At 44.2% G+C, this 14,433-nt stretch carries 31 protein-coding genes; 26 read left to right on the top strand and 5 right to left on the bottom strand.

The annotated features are described in order from the left end of the window. From BRO54_RS13030 to BRO54_RS13015, 4 genes are all read right to left on the bottom strand, one after another. On the bottom strand, window positions 1-633 hold a 633-nt coding region (locus BRO54_RS13030), incomplete at its 3' end, for a DUF6414 family protein (protein ID WP_139268072.1). A 112-nt stretch (window positions 634-745) separates the two neighbouring features. Continuing rightward, window positions 746-1,660 carry a BRCT domain-containing protein gene (locus BRO54_RS13025; protein WP_074044216.1) on the bottom strand — a complete coding sequence of 305 codons (915 nt, stop codon included), beginning with the start codon at window positions 1,658-1,660 and terminating at the stop codon, window positions 746-748. Window positions 1,661-1,745: 85 nt separating this feature from the next. Beyond that, the gene (locus tag BRO54_RS13020; protein WP_084544556.1) at window positions 1,746-2,897 is read right to left on the bottom strand and encodes a 3'-5' exonuclease; all 1,152 of its coding nucleotides are present in this window, start codon (window positions 2,895-2,897) and stop codon (window positions 1,746-1,748) included. A 35-nt stretch (window positions 2,898-2,932) separates the two neighbouring features. Continuing rightward, entirely contained in the window at window positions 2,933-3,295 is a 363-nt protein-coding gene (locus tag BRO54_RS13015) for a helix-turn-helix domain-containing protein (RefSeq protein WP_074044215.1), read from the bottom strand. Window positions 3,296-3,473: 178 nt separating this feature from the next. On the opposite strand from BRO54_RS13015, the gene BRO54_RS13010 reads away from it, so the two are divergent. The 25 genes from BRO54_RS13010 (at window position 3,474) to BRO54_RS12900 (ending at window position 13,027) form a co-directional block, all read left to right on the top strand. Further along, window positions 3,474-3,692, top strand: coding sequence for a helix-turn-helix transcriptional regulator (locus tag BRO54_RS13010; protein WP_049624383.1), 219 nt, complete (start codon window positions 3,474-3,476; stop codon window positions 3,690-3,692). A 54-nt stretch (window positions 3,693-3,746) separates the two neighbouring features. Further along, window positions 3,747-4,043, top strand: coding sequence for a hypothetical protein (locus tag BRO54_RS13005; RefSeq protein ID WP_047752237.1), 297 nt, complete (start codon window positions 3,747-3,749; stop codon window positions 4,041-4,043). Window positions 4,044-4,178: 135 nt separating this feature from the next. Next, complete coding sequence (locus BRO54_RS13000; protein ID WP_049624385.1) at window positions 4,179-4,373, top strand: hypothetical protein; 195 nt, start codon at window positions 4,179-4,181, stop codon at window positions 4,371-4,373. Window positions 4,374-4,435: 62 nt separating this feature from the next. Then, complete coding sequence (locus BRO54_RS12995; RefSeq protein ID WP_011230009.1) at window positions 4,436-4,663, top strand: hypothetical protein; 228 nt, start codon at window positions 4,436-4,438, stop codon at window positions 4,661-4,663. Further along, entirely contained in the window at window positions 4,650-5,171 is a 522-nt protein-coding gene (locus BRO54_RS12990) for a helix-turn-helix domain-containing protein (RefSeq protein ID WP_074044214.1), read from the top strand. The genes BRO54_RS12995 and BRO54_RS12990 overlap by 14 nt, the downstream gene beginning before the upstream one ends. Before the next feature lie 17 nt (window positions 5,172-5,188). After that, window positions 5,189-5,368 (top strand): hypothetical protein, encoded by a 180-nt coding sequence (locus BRO54_RS12985; RefSeq protein ID WP_139268071.1) that lies wholly within the window; start codon window positions 5,189-5,191, stop codon window positions 5,366-5,368. Continuing rightward, the gene (locus BRO54_RS20090) at window positions 5,368-5,535 is read left to right on the top strand and encodes a hypothetical protein (protein WP_167367379.1); all 168 of its coding nucleotides are present in this window, start codon (window positions 5,368-5,370) and stop codon (window positions 5,533-5,535) included. Before BRO54_RS12985 ends, BRO54_RS20090 begins: the two co-directional genes overlap by 1 nt. Window positions 5,536-5,783: 248 nt before the next feature. Next, a complete protein-coding gene (locus tag BRO54_RS12980; RefSeq protein ID WP_231578612.1) occupies window positions 5,784-6,038 on the top strand; it encodes a hypothetical protein in 255 nt (84 codons plus the stop codon). After that, a complete protein-coding gene (locus tag BRO54_RS12975; RefSeq protein WP_074044212.1) occupies window positions 6,035-6,430 on the top strand; it encodes a hypothetical protein in 396 nt (131 codons plus the stop codon). Before BRO54_RS12980 ends, BRO54_RS12975 begins: the two co-directional genes overlap by 4 nt. Then, window positions 6,420-6,647 carry a hypothetical protein gene (locus BRO54_RS12970; RefSeq protein ID WP_023634373.1) on the top strand — a complete coding sequence of 76 codons (228 nt, stop codon included), beginning with the start codon at window positions 6,420-6,422 and terminating at the stop codon, window positions 6,645-6,647. Before BRO54_RS12975 ends, BRO54_RS12970 begins: the two co-directional genes overlap by 11 nt. A gap of 48 nt (window positions 6,648-6,695) precedes the next feature. Next, window positions 6,696-7,682, top strand: a complete 987-nt coding sequence (locus BRO54_RS12965; RefSeq protein WP_074044211.1) for a DnaD domain-containing protein — start codon at window positions 6,696-6,698, stop codon at window positions 7,680-7,682. Between the two features lie 5 nt (window positions 7,683-7,687). Then, window positions 7,688-7,915: a hypothetical protein gene (locus BRO54_RS12960; RefSeq protein WP_074044210.1), complete on the top strand. Its 228-nt coding sequence runs from the start codon at window positions 7,688-7,690 to the stop codon at window positions 7,913-7,915. Next, window positions 7,915-8,103 carry a Fur-regulated basic protein FbpA gene (locus BRO54_RS12955; protein ID WP_074044209.1) on the top strand — a complete coding sequence of 63 codons (189 nt, stop codon included), beginning with the start codon at window positions 7,915-7,917 and terminating at the stop codon, window positions 8,101-8,103. The genes BRO54_RS12960 and BRO54_RS12955 overlap by 1 nt, the downstream gene beginning before the upstream one ends. A 68-nt stretch (window positions 8,104-8,171) precedes the next feature. Further along, window positions 8,172-8,333, top strand: a complete 162-nt coding sequence (locus BRO54_RS20085) for a hypothetical protein (protein ID WP_167346104.1) — start codon at window positions 8,172-8,174, stop codon at window positions 8,331-8,333. Further along, on the top strand, window positions 8,330-8,887 hold the full coding sequence (locus BRO54_RS12950) for a dUTP diphosphatase (RefSeq protein ID WP_055357817.1): 558 nt from the start codon (window positions 8,330-8,332) through the stop codon (window positions 8,885-8,887). Before BRO54_RS20085 ends, BRO54_RS12950 begins: the two co-directional genes overlap by 4 nt. Before the next feature lie 15 nt (window positions 8,888-8,902). Further along, window positions 8,903-9,169, top strand: a complete 267-nt coding sequence (locus BRO54_RS12945) for a hypothetical protein (protein ID WP_023634377.1) — start codon at window positions 8,903-8,905, stop codon at window positions 9,167-9,169. 203 nt (window positions 9,170-9,372) lie between these two features. Next, the gene (locus BRO54_RS12940; protein ID WP_031213108.1) at window positions 9,373-9,579 is read left to right on the top strand and encodes an XtrA/YqaO family protein; all 207 of its coding nucleotides are present in this window, start codon (window positions 9,373-9,375) and stop codon (window positions 9,577-9,579) included. Then, complete coding sequence (locus BRO54_RS20835; protein WP_236620457.1) at window positions 9,506-9,796, top strand: FmdB family zinc ribbon protein; 291 nt, start codon at window positions 9,506-9,508, stop codon at window positions 9,794-9,796. Before BRO54_RS12940 ends, BRO54_RS20835 begins: the two co-directional genes overlap by 74 nt. Next, entirely contained in the window at window positions 9,796-10,029 is a 234-nt protein-coding gene (locus tag BRO54_RS12930; RefSeq protein WP_023634380.1) for a hypothetical protein, read from the top strand. Before BRO54_RS20835 ends, BRO54_RS12930 begins: the two co-directional genes overlap by 1 nt. 36 nt (window positions 10,030-10,065) lie before the next feature. Beyond that, on the top strand, window positions 10,066-10,407 hold the full coding sequence (locus tag BRO54_RS12925; RefSeq protein WP_023634381.1) for a hypothetical protein: 342 nt from the start codon (window positions 10,066-10,068) through the stop codon (window positions 10,405-10,407). A 132-nt stretch (window positions 10,408-10,539) separates the two neighbouring features. Further along, window positions 10,540-11,280 carry a BRO family protein gene (locus BRO54_RS12920; RefSeq protein WP_023634382.1) on the top strand — a complete coding sequence of 247 codons (741 nt, stop codon included), beginning with the start codon at window positions 10,540-10,542 and terminating at the stop codon, window positions 11,278-11,280. Window positions 11,281-11,395: 115 nt separating this feature from the next. Next, window positions 11,396-11,584 carry a hypothetical protein gene (locus BRO54_RS12915; protein ID WP_023634383.1) on the top strand — a complete coding sequence of 63 codons (189 nt, stop codon included), beginning with the start codon at window positions 11,396-11,398 and terminating at the stop codon, window positions 11,582-11,584. 23 nt (window positions 11,585-11,607) lie between these two features. Then, window positions 11,608-12,048 (top strand): ArpU family phage packaging/lysis transcriptional regulator, encoded by a 441-nt coding sequence (locus BRO54_RS12910; RefSeq protein WP_074044208.1) that lies wholly within the window; start codon window positions 11,608-11,610, stop codon window positions 12,046-12,048. Further along, window positions 12,045-12,587 (top strand): site-specific integrase, encoded by a 543-nt coding sequence (locus BRO54_RS12905; RefSeq protein WP_023634385.1) that lies wholly within the window; start codon window positions 12,045-12,047, stop codon window positions 12,585-12,587. Before BRO54_RS12910 ends, BRO54_RS12905 begins: the two co-directional genes overlap by 4 nt. Before the next feature lie 146 nt (window positions 12,588-12,733). Beyond that, on the top strand, window positions 12,734-13,027 hold the full coding sequence (locus tag BRO54_RS12900; protein WP_023634386.1) for a hypothetical protein: 294 nt from the start codon (window positions 12,734-12,736) through the stop codon (window positions 13,025-13,027). 192 nt (window positions 13,028-13,219) lie between these two features. Here the strand turns inward: BRO54_RS12900 and BRO54_RS20080 are convergent, their stop codons facing one another. Continuing rightward, window positions 13,220-13,387, bottom strand: a complete 168-nt coding sequence (locus BRO54_RS20080; RefSeq protein ID WP_164834599.1) for a hypothetical protein — start codon at window positions 13,385-13,387, stop codon at window positions 13,220-13,222. Between the two features lie 154 nt (window positions 13,388-13,541). On the opposite strand from BRO54_RS20080, the gene BRO54_RS12890 reads away from it, so the two are divergent. Continuing rightward, entirely contained in the window at window positions 13,542-14,399 is an 858-nt protein-coding gene (locus BRO54_RS12890; protein WP_074044207.1) for a PH domain-containing protein, read from the top strand. The last annotated feature ends 34 nt before the right edge of the window (window positions 14,400-14,433 follow it).

The raw sequence follows: 14,433 nt of genomic DNA, 5'->3' as shown, positions 1-14,433 counted from the left end.
TACTTGTATTTGTTTTAGAATGTTCCTTTGAAGCATTGTAGACTGATGTTGATTAATAATATGTTGGGCTCTGACAAGCTCGGGATTTTTAGGGTATTTTCTAGCTTTTTGCGCAATCGTTTCTGCTTTCCTATATTCATCTGCCGATACATATATCCCTAATGTTTCTAAAACATCGTCAAGGTCAGCAATCCTGCTGATAAACTCAAAATCGTAATACTTCCAATCGGTCTCCCATAGACAAATGTCACCCTCTGTAAGGGAAAAGGAGTTTGTTTTTAATTTCTCGTTCTCTTTTAGGAGTTGTAGCAATATGTTTAAAGCATAGTCATGAAATGCTTTGTTTAATAAATCCCGTTGCCCTTCTAATAAAGCTCTGGAGCTACCATTGGTTTCATTTCCATTTCCAGAAATATTAGCGCCGAAACTTAAACTCACATTGGATAATAGGCTACCTGTACCCGATTGGACAGTTCCATTGAAGCCAGCTGCTTTTCCTCTTGTTGTTTGTGACATTTCTGTATTGGTTTCCTGTATTGTCTGTTCCAATGAATAATGCGTTGTAACTCCCTTATCGAGTTGGGCGATCAAGGAATTCATGATTTCAGTATTTAGATAGATAATCTCTTTCATGCGTTTCTACCTCTGTTACATTTTTTAGTGTTACAATGACATTTGGGATACGAATTAGTGTCGAAAGTATATGATGTCAGGATAAATGTGGTTAATCTATAACTACAGCACTTTAAATCACTACTTCATCCCAAAAATCATTTTCGTGTACGATAACGATTGGCGTGCCTTTTTTCCTTAATTCAATCGCTTTCTCAACTTTCCGCCCATAGCAAGCGAACGCCCAGCAAGGATTGCCGTTGCCTCCCACGATGAGGTAGTTGGTACTCTTAGTGACATTGTCGTTGAATATTCCGCCCATCTCTTGAATGATGCGGGCAATCTCGTTGCGTGTAGCCCTGTGAGAGGCACCGGTGAAGGAAAACACTTTATTTTCGAATATGATTTCTGGATTTACAGCGCATATGCCACTGATTGAGTACTGGCTTTGTAGCGATTTTATATCGAACTCATGAATGTTGTGGGATATTCTTGTATCAATGAAATTGGCAAAAAAGGCCTTCAGCAAGTTTTTCTCGTCCTCGTTGATAATCCCGTCCTGTTTCACACTGACAAGCAAGCTATGGATCTCGTCAAAGGGATATGTTCCCCTCAAGAAGTCATGGTCATCAATCCAGTTGGACAGTTGCTCAATTTCCATGTCATTTAAAACATTATCCGCCATAATGCCATGGAGAATCCCATGTAATTGCTGTATGGATGATGTGATGATGTCATAGTAACTGTTAAAATCGTTATCATTAACGATATTGTTACAAAGCCACATAATATCTTCAATCTCCTCTTCTTCCAATTTGTTATCCAGCAAAGCTTGGTCAATTAATGGGATAATTTCGTTAAAAGGCGCTTTTTTTGCAAGTCGTCTATGTAGGTTGCACCAATGGATGAGTTCAGCAATCTCCTCTTTGTTAGTGATGTCATCGGAACGGATCCCATGGATAATTCCGATCAGAGAGTTGATGGACTTGTGCAATTCGGCTTTTGAGGTGAACTTGCGATAGTCTTCAATTTCTTTGAACTTGCTCATTTTCTCTCCCCCATTTCATACAAGAATAAAAAAGACATCCAGCCACATGGCGGTGATGTCCTTTCTTGCTGCATATCCGTGTCGTTTATAGACTCAAATAATCCTCGATGACTTTTTCAGCTTTGCCAACGTACTTTCGATAGTCTTCCATCGACCTTAAAGCCTTATCAAACTCTTTAACAATCAGCGGAGACACTAGCAATAAGTCATCAGGGGTTTGAATCAAAATACGCGTTTGTCCCGTTTCATTTTTGGAAGCTGGCTCACAAACAACGCCAGGACACAGCTCGATGATTTCTTGTTCTAATCGTTTGGAGAGCAAGTATTTCTTCCTGCCTGTTAATTTAATTCGGGCAAACGAGTAAAATGCTTGTATGTCCAAGTAAGTCGATGTTCGAGAATAACGGACAAGGCTAGTGTCCCGGTTATGGTCGTTTAATATGCGGATTACAGTATCGTAAGCTTGTTTTTCGTCATCCGAAAGATGAAACTTTTCTTTCCTCCTTTTTTGGCATGTTTGATAAACAGCAGCGCAAGCCCAACAATCGTCTAGCGCATGATGCGAACTTAAATCTAATTGTAACCATTGTTTCAAGGTTTCCAGCTGATGATTTGGTGTTTCGGCTATGTATTTTCTCGCCAGGCTTAGGGTGTCGATGACTAGATTTTTTGGTTTTTCTATTCCTAGCCGTTGAACATTGCTTAGTAAAAACTTCATGTCAAAAGGAGCATTGTGAGCGATTAGTACATCATCCTTCAGAAATTGGATAAAGTCTGGTAAGATTTCTTCGGTTGTAGGAGCATTTTTCACATCTTCGTTCGTTATCCCAGTAATGTCCGTTATTTTAGGTGGGATTGGCCTTCTGGGGTTAACGAACGAAACAAATTCCTCGATCGGATGATGGTTGCGAAAACGGATTGCTCCAATTTGGATAATAGCGTCTTTCTCTGGGCTTAATCCTGTTGTTTCAAAATCTAAAACCACATAGTCGTCAGGAGTGAATGTAGCTTTTTGATAAGTATAATGACTGCTTGAAGACGACTCTGTCTTCTTGTTTGTGCGAGATGAAGAACTATATTCGACAGTCACCGTTATGGGTGGAATTTCTATGTCTTTGTGATCTTTAAGATGAGACTTTGTGTCACTACTGTTCGCGAGATCTTCTTTGTTAACTGGAGCATCAACATCTTTATCCCTTTTGGTTATTTTCCCGAGAAAGCGTTGTAAAATCCCCATTTTCCTCTCCCCTAAAGATCATAAGGAACTAAGCTTTATTTCCCCTTTGGCTTCCGATCCCCCTCACTCTTGAGGATCTCCCATATTTTGAGTAATTGCTCCCGCCGTTCCTCCGGCGCCTCAGCCAGTTCTTTAAAGAACAGCCCCAGCTCGGGATCCTTGAGCTCTTCTGGAATGTCATCCTGATCCGGTGGATTCGGATGGTCAGTCCGGCCGAGGAGATAGTCCGTGGTGACATTGAAAAAATCGGCGAGTTTTTGAAGTGTTTCTGTATCAGGTGTTCGATTGCCGTTTTCGTATCCAGAGATAGAAACTTTTGTAACATTGATTTTCTTTCCAAGTTCCTCTTGGGTGAGCTTTTTTTCTTGTCTTAGCTTTCTTAGACGGTCACCTAACACATAAAACACCTCTTCGCTTGTACTATAAATAATTATAAGTTAACAAATAGATAACCAAAAGGCCTCAATCGCTTTGTTAACTAAATAGAAATTTTTTTGAAAAAAACCCTTGAAAGTTAACCTTAAGTTAATTATAATTTAGTTAACAGCAGGTTAACGACAAAAGGAGGTGGGAGGTGTGAAACTCGAAAGGTTAGAAGCTATACGTAAAAAACACGGGCTTACTTGCAAACAAGTCGCAGAATCAGTAGGTATCTCCAAGGAATATTACTGGATGATTGAAAATGGGAAACGAAGACTTACTTATGATTTAGCCGTAAAAATCGCACAGGTCTTTAATGCTCATCCAGATGATATTTTTTTGGACAGTAAGTTAACTGTTGGTGAACAAAAGTAACACAGAAAGTTTTTTCAGCACTGTTCCCCATTACCTGCAAAGGAGGTGAGACGGATGACGGATCAAGAGCAAACGTTCATTGAGTTGCTCAGGAAAAACATTCAGTTAGGCAAGTTTTTACCGACCCCTGAAGAGATCGAAAAGATGGATGAACACGAATTCACCAGCTGGATCGAAAGAGCAGCGATCGAAATCCCTAAAAGAAAAGTGGCGAGAAATCCACTCTTTCACTTGAAAGAGCAGATTTCTCAAATCCTTGCTGACGAAAACAAATCAGAGATCGAAAAAGAAGAAGCGATTTACGATCGCATCAGATGGTACTGGAAACTTATTCTTCGGCAATCCGAATAAGAGAAACTAATTTAAGTTTTTCGTTCCCTAAGTAAATAAAGGGTAAAATTGCTGAACAGAGTACATGTTATCACCCCCTTCCCGTTGCCATCATTCGACAGGAGGGAAGGAAAATCCTTCAAGGCAGGTGACAGCATGAACACCATTCAGGATCAATGGGCTATGGCCGAGCTGAAGCATCGGCTGCTGGTGATCATCATGCAACTGAAGGATGACCCGGCATTTACGAAAGACGACGCGGCGCTGGAGATCGCCAAGGTGCTCGATTGGCTGAACGAAACAGCGCCGGCCGTCGATTATCAAACAATGGTTAGACAGTATGCGAGGTGAAGCGAATGTCATCAAATGCCCCTCATGCTCCGCATAAACATGAACAAAGGGGGAATGCGGGCATGAAGGAATTCAAATACGGCAACACGACGGTGATCGTTCACTCCCCATTGGTACTCATGAGCCCAGAGGAGCGAAAGCAATGGTTTGAGCAAGAATGGCAAAAAGGTAATCCGATCCTGCGGCAAATCGCCGAGGCGGTGCTGGATTGCTACCGATCTATGGATACTGTACCACAAAGTCTCAAGGATGATGGTAGAAAGGGGAGCAGGGAGGATGAAACGCGGTAGAGCGGCCGATGCGGTGAAAGCAGCGCGGCAGGCGACGGGGATGACCCAGCAACAGCTTTCGTTTGAAATCTATGAATCTCGTGAATCCGTATCGCACCAGGAAAATGGGCGGTACCGAGTGCAGCCGAACATATCGAAATATTTCGCCGAAAAGCACAATAACCCGTGGGTGGCCCTCGAGGCGGCGGCGGAGTACACCGGATGGGGGCCGGTGAAGCTCGATGGGGATGCGGTTGACCTTCACCGGGCGAGCGTGACGATGAAAACGCGTGAGGAGCTCACAGAAGCCCTCGAGGCGATTGAAAGTGTCTGCGTGGCGAACCATCCGCGGTCGATTCGAGAGTTTGACAAGCAGCGCTTGGAAGAGGCAATGATGCAGGCGATCGACGCGATCGTGGCGCTGACCCAATACGTAGCGGTTATCTGCATGGATTACGGCTTTTCCTGGTGGAAAATGTGGCAAAAGCATCGTGTGAAACTGCAAGCGAAGGGGTTTATTCGACAATGACAAAGGGGGAGAAACCAATGTTTCAACTGCCAAATTTAGCGGAAATGACGGACCTGGAAGCTGTCCACTGGTATACAAGCGAGTTTTTGCGGCTTTCTCGTGAAAGAAAGCTCGACAGTGAATATGGGAAAGCGCTGCTCGAGTGGAAGAAGCAAATGAATGAACGCCTGGAACAATCGAGAAAGGAGTGGTGGTAATGCACGTGGTATGGGTAGCCAGTTCATTGATGACAGCCCGGGAAGTTCGGGAGGTGTGCGCTGAGTTGCGTAATCATCCGGAGTTGATCGAAGCCATTGAGCAAGAAGCCAAAGCAAAGCTTGTCAACATGAAAAAAGCAGCAAGCCAAACGCTCACTGCTTCATGAAAAACCAGCCCTATCCCAAACATATCATGTTGCAAACCAAAAGGCAAGCTCATGCTTGCCGACTGGAGCGCAGGCGGCGGGTGTGCCCCCAGCCCGCAAGCGCTTGTGCTTCAGTCGGTGCGCATGAGCGCCGGCCAGGCCGAGCGAGAGCGGGCGACGATCCGAAAGGGGAGCCGCGCCACAATACATGTATGGTCATTGCGACGACGCCTGGAGATCATAACGAAGGAGGAATGGCGGTGATCCATATGATCGTTTACCAAGAGGCGGATTTGCGGCAAAAGGCATCAAGATGCATCGAGTACATACAGGAAGCGCTGCAAAACCGCGACTATGAAACGATGGCGATTGAAATATCCGAGTTGCAGTATTTAGTCAGACAGCTGCAAGAACTTGAACGAAAAGAAGCCCGGCGTCAGCAGTTGTTGAGCATTATACGAGATATGCAACGACGCGGCATTCAAATTGATTTTGTGAAGCTGGGAGAGGAGCGGAATGTGTGAATAAGCTTGATAAACATGAAAAAAGGCACATCCGGCTGCAAATCTGCGAACTTCTTGATTCGCATTGCCGCACGTGCCCGGAACGGATCAAATATCGAAGCGCCGTATGTTTGCAAGTTTGCCCGGTCAGCCAGGAGATGCGGCAACTGGCCGCCCTTCTTGAGGGTGATTCTCCGGCCGATCCCCAACCTAGAGAACCGGTTGTGGAACAGACGCAGAACACACCAAAGCGAAAGGGACGGTGGTCGGCAGAGGAAGTGTTCTATCTTTGGTATCATCGCAAGGTATTGACGATTGATGAGCTCGCAAATCGGCTCAATCGAGAACCAAAAGCCGTCTATGAGAAGTTGAAACAACTGTTGCAAAAAGGCGGCATTTCTGATGCTGGTTGAGAAAGGAGGGCCGGAAGCTCCCATTCTACGATATGCTTCCAAGGCGAAGAATATGCTATTTGAAGTGGAATTTGTCGTGAAGGAAAACGGCCATTTCGAGACGATCCAAACAGCACTCGTCTACGCGCTCACTGTAACCGAGTGCCGGCGGATCGCCGATGAAATGGCCTCCGAGTTCGAAGTTGACGGGATTCAGTTTTTTATTTCAGAACTCTAGTTTTTATCATGCCATAGCAAAACAGCTTTTTCAAGGGGAGGGGATGACATGGCAACCTTGCTTTTAGATGATCAGCCGTTGGTTATTTTGCCACAACTCGCCGTGGCGATCGGACTGAACGAAAGCATCGTTGTTCAGCAGCTGCATTACTGGCTCGAGAAAAGCGAAAACGTCCATGACGGCTATAAATGGATCTATAACACGTACGAGGACTGGAGGGAGCAATTTCCCTTCTGGTCAGAAAGCACCATTCGTCGGATCATCACCAAGCTGGAGAAGATCGGGATCATCGTCTCGGCGAATTTCAATCGCTCGAGGATCGATAAAACAAAATGGTATCGGATCGATTACGACAAATTGGCTGAATTCACGTCGTCTAATCAAGATGAACAGACGACTGATCAAAATGACGTTTCGACTGTTCAAAATGAGCAGACGACTGACGAAATCGACAGTCCATCCGGTCAAAATGAACAGTCCATCTGTTCAAATTGGACAGACGAAGCGCTCAATTTGAACAGACCAATACCAGAGAATACTACAGAGATTACTACAGAGAAAAAAGAAGAAGTAGAAGAAGACGCGCGCGCGCATTCCTTCCGAGAGATTATCCGATTCGTTGAACAGAACGGCTTTGGCACCGTTGGCAGCTACATAGGGGAAAAGATCGTTTCTTGGGTCGATGATACGTCCGAGGAATTGGTCTTAGAGGCATTGAAAATCGCGGTGGAGAACGGGGCCAAGACGTGGAAATACGTCGAAACCATTTTGCGTGACTGGTTCGAAAAAGGCTATCGAACCGTCGCCCAGGTGCGTGCTGCACAACTGGCATTTCGAGAACAGCAGCTGAAAAAGCGCCATGCTCCGGCTTCTGACAGCAGTCGAAAGATACGGAAGCCCGTTCGCACCGAGATCGTGCCGGACTGGCTGAACATGGACTATGGCCAGCCAGAGGATGATGACTTTGACGTCGAACAAGCGCGCCGAGAGCTTCAGGAACGTCTAAAAAAATACCAGGAAAATCCCGATGGGTGATACTTATGGGCTACCCGTTATGGATCCGTTTAGAGTACCGGAATGGGGTTGGAGCAGTGATCGGATTGACGGCCAGCGTATGTTCGGAGGCGGATTTTCTCGACATTCTCGCGCGGTGCGGCGTGACAAGAACGAGTTTGCTGACGGTGCAAATCAATGACAAAGACTACCCTGTTTCACGCCTGGATGCGCTATTTACAAAGCTCCAAACGAGTGGGAGGGGATCGGTTTGATGTTGCTGAAATACGCACTCATTCAGCACTTGCGCCGGAAAGGCATCTTTTCTGCTAGCGATGGCCGGGCGCTCTCAAAACTGACCACAGAAGAGATTCAACGTGAATACGAACGGGTGAGAGGTGATCAATCACATGGATTGGTCCAAGGCGACCGTACAGCAACTGGTGACCATCATTCGCTTTGAAGAGTGCCCGGAAATATATAAGCATCGGGCGTGGCAAGAAATGAAACAACGATTAGGGGGAAGAGACCATGAAAAAACAACGTCAATCACTGCATGGACCAGTGAAAATCAGCTATCTCACGCCGGAAGAACTGGAAGCATACCGAAACCGTCCGCGTAAATACTACGATGACGACAACCGCCGAATCATTGACTGGCGCTGGCCGAGATCAAGGGGGACACGGCGATGAAACTGAAAAGACTATTCAAGCTGCAGAGGGAGTTAGACGAACGCATTGTGAAAGAGAAAGGACTTAGCGGGCAGGATTTGTTGCCAAACAAGGTTTTAGCTCTGCAAGTGGAACTTGGCGAGCTGGCGAACGAGTGGCAGATGTTCAAGTATTGGAAGGGAGATCCTCGACCAAGAACTGCATCACTCCGCAATCCAGCGGTGATGATGCCTGAGGATCAAGAATGGTATAACCCACTGCTTGAGGAGTACGTGGACTGCCTTCACTTTGCATTATCGATCGGTATCGATACAGGCAATGATGATCTTACGTTTGTTATGCCAAATACAGACTCAGACATTATATACACATTTATTGAACTCAATGCAATAGCGGCAGAACTGTTAGATCGCCACTCAATGGGAATGCTTGTGGATACAGATATTTTGTACATTGACCTGCTTGAAAAGTTATTTGGATTAGGAAAACAGCTTGGTTTCACATTTGATCAAATTGAGGCTGAATATCTCCGTAAAAACGCAATCAACCATCACCGCCAGGAATGCGGATATTGAGAGGTGGTGACTACAGTGGATGCTCAGCACTGGCTGGATGAGCTCAACAAAAACCAAATCCTCCGTAATGTGCAAAAGCTGCTCGAGACACAGACTGAAAAAGGGATTCAGAAATATGGAACGACTGTCGTCCCGTCACATTACACATTCATTGAATGGCTGGAACACTTGCAGCAGGAAATGATGGATGCCATCGTCTATTGCGAAGTATTGAAGTTTAAATATGCGCAATTAATGACATTGGAAAAGTTAAATTCTGCTATGCGAGAGAGTGAACGTTAAATGAAACATCGGAAGCGGAAAGCTAGGTGGTATTTGTTATATCGCAGGGAACATCGCGATGCCGTTTATGTATATGAGCCGTTACGCAAGCATGAATTGATAAGCCGAATTCGGCGTGGATGGAGGGTAATTGGATGAAATAAAAAAAGCCGGGATCCCTCCCGACCACCTTAATATCATTATACCACAGCGGAGGGATCCAAGTGAGAAGAGCACAAGAATTGCAGATTGATATAGATAACATGACGGTTTCACATCCCGTTGTACCTGGCAAAGTGATTGTGATTGTCGTTGATGGGGTGCAAGGGAAGGCGAAAGTAGCAGAAGCAGTTGAGCATGGATATACGATTATCGAAACAGCGAAGGGAAAAACGGCGCGAATCAAATTCGAGGAAAGTGAGTTGTTTTGAAGTGAAAATTGCCGTTCATGTGTATGAATGTGAAAGCTGTGAGGTGCTTTTCGCAGTGTCGCAAGACTTCGAGGAACAGCACCTTGTGCAATGTCCTGTTTGTGGAAGTGATAAGGCGTTGCAAGAAGTATCGACTGGAGAATTGCACATACAACGGAAACAGCAATTACTTGTCGTTCCAGTAGGGAAAACAAATATTTTCGAGTTTCTGGGGTGATGATGTTGCAAATTACATTACCGCCAATCTCAGAAGATGATGCGTTAGAGTTGCAAGTCTACATCAGCTGTGGAGAAAGTGTCTTTGGACAGCCTGAAAGCCAAACGTTGCGCGAGTTTATTGACTTTCTGTATAAAAAATGTCGAGAAATCGAAGCTGAGCGCTGGCGCAACGATCCACAAAGCTGGGGTGCATGCAGTAAATGGCCGTATGAGGATGATTTGCCGTTTTAATACGCATTCGACACAAACTGCGAAGGAGTGAATTTAATGAGCAACAAAACAAAAGAGTTACTTCAGCTATTGCAAGATCACCCTGACCGAGAACTCATTTTTATGTATCCAGAGGAAAGTTCTGATCATTACTACACATTGGGACAGCCAAAAAGGATTATACTCGATGAATACACTATCGTAGATGATACAGTTTGGTTTCGAGTTGATAATCAAGACGGGTTATTTGACCATATAGCTGAAGAAATTGCTAGTCAGCATTTTAGCGATTTTCCTTTATCAGATGAACAAAATGACTGGGTAAATCAACAAGCTAGAAAACGGATTGATCAACTTGAATGGAAAAAAGCTATTGTTGTATATATCGAACCAGCTTAATGTATATTCCGAAGATGATGCGATAGAGATAAATAGATTATGGGGTAAGTAAATTTTACCCCATTTTTGAGAAAGACGAATCCACTATAGCTTGAACCGATAGTGGTCTAGTTTATGGGGAGGGAATTTTCGATGAATCAATTACAAAAGGTGTTTACTTACAGCGGCAGTCAAGTACGAACAATTATAAAGGATGATGAAGTTTGGTTTGTGGCAAAAGATGTTTGTGAAATTCTAGATATTGCTGATGCAAGAAAAGCAGTCCAAAGACTCGATGAAGATGAGCGGAGTTTAATTCCGGTCACCGATTCGCTGGGAAGAAAACAAGAAACATTCATTGTGAATGAGCCTGGTTTATACACGCTCATTTTAGGAAGTCGCAAATCAGAGGCTAAACAGTTTAAGCGATGGATCACACACGAAGTCATTCCGACAATCAGAAAAACCGGCGGCTACGTAGCGAATGACGACTTATTCGTCGAAACCTATCTAAAACACGCGGACGAACAGACGAAACTGTTATTCCGTGCCACGTTGGAAACGGTCCGAAAACAAAACGAACAGATCGCGGCGATGCAACCGAAAGCTGACTACTTTGATGCACTTGTTGATCGGCGGTTGTTGACAAACTTCCGAGATACGGCCAAGGAACTGAAAATCAAACCAAAAGCCTTTATCGATTGGCTGCTGGAGAAAAAGTATATATATCGAGACCAAAAAGGAAAGTTGAAGCCGTATGCTCAATACGTGCCGTCTCTCTTTGAATTGAAGGAATGGGAACGAAATGGACGAGCTGATGTTCAAACGCTTGTGACGCCGAAGGGACGAGAAACGTTCCGAATCTTGCTACAAAAGGCAGCTGTTTTGATATAATGGAATCAAAACCAAATATGTCCAAGACCGAGAGCGTGAGGACACTGATGATGCAGGGAGATCCCTGTATGATTGGTGTCCTCTTTTCTTTTGCAATCAAAGGGAGGGAAAACAGATGCGCACCATCCAAGACCAAATGCGAAAATGGATCAAGGCCAATAACATGACCTATCATCCGGAGCGGAACCGAAAAGAACGGAAGAGGAACAAGGAACGGCTAACGGAGCGGGAGATTAAGGAGCTGATGGGCGTCTGTCGTCCGGTGTATCGGCGCGGCAAAGGCGGCGCATTCCGCCAGCGATAGGAGGGAGAACGTTGAGAGAGTTCATGTTGCCAGAGATTGATCGCGCGGCTACTAAAAGGGCGGTGGAGGCGGCATTGGAGAAATACCGCGTCTACTTGCTGACGCTTCGTCTAGATGAAATGCCGAGAGTCACGCAGTGTTATTCGCTTGTTCCGGCACCGTCCAATCAGTTTCGCTCCTCAACAGAAAGCATCGCAATCCGTAACGTCGATTATGAGCGGGAGCGAGACGAGTACATCCGGCGGATTACAAGTGCGGTGAATCGTCTAAGCAAATGGGAGCGTGCCATTATTGTCCGACGATATATGTCATGGGAGGATGTCTACGACTATGAAGTGTATCCTGAGCTTGGCATGAGTGAACGGAAGTATTACCGGCTGAAATCGAGAGCATTTTACAAGCTCGCCTTTGCTTTAAAAATCGAAGTGTATCGCGAGGAAAAAAGCGAGGTGACTCTATCGTGAACTTTGTACAGCCGATTCGCGATCCGGAGAAGATTGCAGCCATGAAGAAATATTTGCTGCAGCGAAACAAACGCAACTACATCCTATTTGTCCTCGGTATCAACACAGGACTGAGAATATCAGACCTATTGCAATTGAAGAAGGAAGATTTGCTGCAGACGCATTTGAAACTGCGGGAAAAGAAGACGAGAAAGGAGAAGCGGATCCGGATCCCGCCGTCCATTCGAAAGGAGCTGATTGAATACGCCAAAACGCTCAAGGATGGCGAATATGCCTTTCGAAGTCGGCAGGGCGGCAACCGGCCCATTGATCGTTCGACGGCCTATCGCATTTTGCGGGAGGCGGCTGAATACGTGTCACTGGATGAGGTGGGAACGCATACACTCCGAAAAACGTTTGGCTACCATTTTTACCAGCAAACGAAAGACGTGGCCATGCTGCAGGAGCTTTTTAATCATTCCAGCCCTCACATTACGCTGAAGTACATTGGCGTCAACCAAGATGCGATGGATAAGGCGATGCTGAAGTATAAAATTTAATTTTTTACCCTGTAGTACATCATAAAAAAGCGTGTGGTGCACTCATAAAAGAAAAGGTCTTGAGGCTAGAACTATCAAGGGGTTGAGCCATTCGGCGAGTGCATCAGTCTGTAAATTGAAGTGAACTCATTGGGGGGGGAGAGCAAGTGTTAGTCGAGGAAGCTAAAAAGCAAATCGAATACTTGCAAGAATACATTCGGAAGATCGAAAACTACACGCCCGCCACGATGGAAGAGGAAGCGGTCTATTTATATGTGCAGCTGGAAAGCGTCACGAAAGTGGTGCAGGAGCTAAATAAAAAGGGATACCGGATCGGGAAGCGGAAGCTCACGACAGTGGACGTGTCGAACATTATTCGCAGCAAACCGAAAGACGAAATGCACGAGCTGGCTAAGCGGCTATTTACGAAAAACAGGAAACGAGGGAGTCAGTATTGGTGATTGGAGTTGACATAATAGTGGCAGAAAAACGGCAGATTTTTGGCATACTGTTTGGTCGTGGAGGTGATATGATGGTAGTATAGGGCGGGTTGAATAAAGCTTAAATTTCCCTTCACTTTTTTATGCAGCGCCACTCTGACCGGAGTGGCGTTTCTGTTTCAAGGAGAGAAATCGGGAAAGTGACCTTAATGGTTATTTTTCTTTTCGTACGCCTTTAAATGGTTTGTTATCGGATGTTTTAACGTCCATAAAACGTCCATCTTCACCGCGTTTAATCCAAGAATCGATTTTGGGATTATATACTTGGGAGCGGTCTCTTACTGCTCCCTTTCTATAACCGTCCCCAGTGTTCTTTGCCAAGTTTACCAACTCCTTAATTCCCGATTTCTCTCCCTGTGTGTATTTATTCAACATACTGAGTACAAATACCTATTCCTTGTCGGAATTTGACGAAGTATTCATGTAGGAAATTTTCTTATTCTGTCGAATGAAGTAGGCAGAAGGAGTGGTAATAATGCTCAAATTTGTTTATAAGGATAAAGAATATTCGTGGGATGAGTGGAGGAATGAATATAATCAATTTGTAGACAGTCTTGAACTGCCTGATGATATTACAGAAGGGCTGTTAATAAGTGATATGGTGGCAGCTCATGATATAGGTTACTCAATTGCAATGGACAAGACTTATGAGATTTATGAGTTAATTGCAAGTGCTAGATTTGCTTTAATTAATGCGTATCAAAAGTATTTCGAGAGTAACATTCTTGCTTTTAACAATCCCTATAAAGCCCATCTTTGGTTAAGATCACAGTATTTGAAAAACTCTATTGTTTGGTACAACTCTTGTGAAGATTATATTTATCAAGTACTTTGGTTCGGTTTCGAGCTTCACAGAAGAAAGACCTATTCCCCAGATTGGTATGAAAGTGTTTTGAGGGATTGTACCTATCCTAATGTAAAACAATCTTTAGAGCAAGTTGGGACTAAAGAGGCGAATGATTTATTAGACATGATAAAAGATTATCGATTTGATCCACAAGTCAAGTATATGAGGGATAATTTAGCTAATAACATAAAACACAGAGCAAATTTGCAATTTTTAGGTTTAGAGAGACGTAGATTGATAGGAACTGAGTTTTTTAACGCAGATGGTTCAATATATTTTACTACAGATTGGATTCAGCCTATAGTAGTTGATATCGATGAAACAGTTGACTTATTGAAGGATATTCATGGTAAGTTAGTAAACTTTACAAGAGAAATTATTGATTTCATGAATTTTGACCAAGTATTTGAAAGAGATAAAGATAACGTTTTTCAAATTAATAGAATAAGAGATAAATCAGAGTATAGAAAGATTATTATCGAATGAGCCTTTACGGCTCCTTTTTATTGGAGTGATATTC

It is taken from the genome of Geobacillus proteiniphilus (genome assembly GCF_001908025.1).
In the GTDB taxonomy this organism is placed as follows: Bacteria; Bacillota; Bacilli; order Bacillales; family Anoxybacillaceae; genus Geobacillus; species Geobacillus proteiniphilus.
The sequence above is the reverse complement of the archived record's forward strand: the minus strand, read 5'-3'. Positions and strand labels throughout refer to the sequence as shown.

What these genes read in the sequence shown, in the direction of transcription:
- BRO54_RS12930 (WP_023634380.1), top strand. Translation starts at nt 9,796, where the DNA reads ATGATGTTGCAAATTACATTACCGCCAATCTCAGAAGATGATGCGTTA.
- BRO54_RS12910 (WP_074044208.1), top strand. Translation starts at nt 11,608, where the DNA reads ATGTTGCCAGAGATTGATCGCGCGGCTACTAAAAGGGCGGTGGAGGCG.
- BRO54_RS12970 (WP_023634373.1), top strand. Translation starts at nt 6,420, where the DNA reads ATGCTGGTTGAGAAAGGAGGGCCGGAAGCTCCCATTCTACGATATGCT.
- BRO54_RS13005 (WP_047752237.1), top strand. Translation starts at nt 3,747, where the DNA reads ATGACGGATCAAGAGCAAACGTTCATTGAGTTGCTCAGGAAAAACATT.
- BRO54_RS12920 (WP_023634382.1), top strand. Translation starts at nt 10,540, where the DNA reads ATGAATCAATTACAAAAGGTGTTTACTTACAGCGGCAGTCAAGTACGA.
- BRO54_RS20085 (WP_167346104.1), top strand. Translation starts at nt 8,172, where the DNA reads ATGAAAAAACAACGTCAATCACTGCATGGACCAGTGAAAATCAGCTAT.
- BRO54_RS20835 (WP_236620457.1), top strand. Translation starts at nt 9,506, where the DNA reads ATGGATATACGATTATCGAAACAGCGAAGGGAAAAACGGCGCGAATCA.
- BRO54_RS13000 (WP_049624385.1), top strand. Translation starts at nt 4,179, where the DNA reads ATGAACACCATTCAGGATCAATGGGCTATGGCCGAGCTGAAGCATCGG.
- BRO54_RS12965 (WP_074044211.1), top strand. Translation starts at nt 6,696, where the DNA reads ATGGCAACCTTGCTTTTAGATGATCAGCCGTTGGTTATTTTGCCACAA.
- BRO54_RS12915 (WP_023634383.1), top strand. Translation starts at nt 11,396, where the DNA reads ATGCGCACCATCCAAGACCAAATGCGAAAATGGATCAAGGCCAATAAC.
- BRO54_RS12955 (WP_074044209.1), top strand. Translation starts at nt 7,915, where the DNA reads ATGTTGCTGAAATACGCACTCATTCAGCACTTGCGCCGGAAAGGCATC.
- BRO54_RS12925 (WP_023634381.1), top strand. Translation starts at nt 10,066, where the DNA reads ATGAGCAACAAAACAAAAGAGTTACTTCAGCTATTGCAAGATCACCCT.
- BRO54_RS12950 (WP_055357817.1), top strand. Translation starts at nt 8,330, where the DNA reads ATGAAACTGAAAAGACTATTCAAGCTGCAGAGGGAGTTAGACGAACGC.
- BRO54_RS12985 (WP_139268071.1), top strand. Translation starts at nt 5,189, where the DNA reads ATGTTTCAACTGCCAAATTTAGCGGAAATGACGGACCTGGAAGCTGTC.
- BRO54_RS12890 (WP_074044207.1), top strand. Translation starts at nt 13,542, where the DNA reads ATGCTCAAATTTGTTTATAAGGATAAAGAATATTCGTGGGATGAGTGG.
- BRO54_RS13020 (WP_084544556.1), bottom strand. Translation starts at nt 2,897, where the DNA reads ATGGGGATTTTACAACGCTTTCTCGGGAAAATAACCAAAAGGGATAAA.
- BRO54_RS12960 (WP_074044210.1), top strand. Translation starts at nt 7,688, where the DNA reads ATGGGCTACCCGTTATGGATCCGTTTAGAGTACCGGAATGGGGTTGGA.
- BRO54_RS12995 (WP_011230009.1), top strand. Translation starts at nt 4,436, where the DNA reads ATGAAGGAATTCAAATACGGCAACACGACGGTGATCGTTCACTCCCCA.
- BRO54_RS12980 (WP_231578612.1), top strand. Translation starts at nt 5,784, where the DNA reads ATGATCGTTTACCAAGAGGCGGATTTGCGGCAAAAGGCATCAAGATGC.
- BRO54_RS13025 (WP_074044216.1), bottom strand. Translation starts at nt 1,660, where the DNA reads ATGAGCAAGTTCAAAGAAATTGAAGACTATCGCAAGTTCACCTCAAAA.
- BRO54_RS12990 (WP_074044214.1), top strand. Translation starts at nt 4,650, where the DNA reads ATGAAACGCGGTAGAGCGGCCGATGCGGTGAAAGCAGCGCGGCAGGCG.
- BRO54_RS20090 (WP_167367379.1), top strand. Translation starts at nt 5,368, where the DNA reads ATGCACGTGGTATGGGTAGCCAGTTCATTGATGACAGCCCGGGAAGTT.